Origin of the sequence: Salinispora sp. H7-4 (assembly GCF_013416675.1) — a bacterium.
Taxonomy (GTDB): domain Bacteria; phylum Actinomycetota; class Actinomycetes; order Mycobacteriales; family Micromonosporaceae; genus Micromonospora; species Micromonospora vitiensis.
This window is the reverse complement of sequence record NZ_JABZED010000012.1, coordinates 2209-3102: the sequence shown is the minus strand read 5'-3', so window position 1 is coordinate 3102 and position 894 is coordinate 2209. Positions and strand designations below refer to the sequence as shown.

At 66.0% G+C, this 894-nt stretch carries 1 pseudogene; it reads right to left on the bottom strand.

Features of this window, described 5'->3' with window-relative positions:
* Positions 1-894: pseudogene (locus H0524_RS10790) on the bottom strand (peptidase S8); the annotation flags it as partial.

Genomic DNA, 894 nt, shown 5'->3' with positions numbered 1-894 from the left:
GATGGCGAAGCCGGTGTCGGTTTCGGCGGCGGCGCGTACGGAGATGAAGCTGTCGGGTTGTGCCGGTAGTTTCAGTGTTCCGGTGTGGCGGTTGTTGTCGCCCGGGGTGAGGGTGATGGGTTGCCAGGTGGTGCCGTCGTCGTAGGAGACCTCAAGCTCCACTGCGGTGATGGTGCCGGTACCGGTACCGCCGGGCTGCGGTCTGGGGGTGATGCTGATGTCTTGGCGGGTGCCGGCTTCGACGTCGCCTCGTAGGTCGGTTTCCAGTTCGTAGTCGAGCTGGAGCAGGGTGAGGGGTTCGGGGGAGCCGGGGTCGGCGTCGTTGGTGCTGGAGATGAAGTCCCACTCGGTGTGGGTACGGGTCGACAACCCCCACTCCTCGGCTGGGCGCGATGCGTCCAGCACCAGCCGGTACGGCAGCGTCCCGGCCGGCACCTCCGTGTATGGCAGGTACGCGCTCCTGGTGTTCTCGTTTAGCAGCGTGTCGCCCTGGTAGAGGGCGATGCTGGTCGGCGCCGAGCCAAAGCGGTGACGTCCGATGTATTCAAGTTCGGGGCTTGATGGGCTCCAGGGCTGCGGGTAGAGAGTCATCCGATTCTGGTATCGGCGGTTTTGGATGGAGGCGCTCTGGTTGAAGGCCGGTCGGATGGCGGGGGCGAACCAGTCCAGCCGGGTGGTCGTGCCCTTGGCGTAGGTGCGTGCGTCCGCCGCGACTTTCCAATTGTGCTGTTCGTGGGTTTCGACCCAGGGGATGTCGGGGGTGACCCATTCGGTACGGGTGCTGGGATGCCACTCGGGTTCGAGGACTCCGACGGGGAGGCCGATGGCCGTTTCGGCGCGGTAGCCCTCACCAATGGTGTCCTGGACGGCGTGGTGGCGGGCGTCGATTCGGGC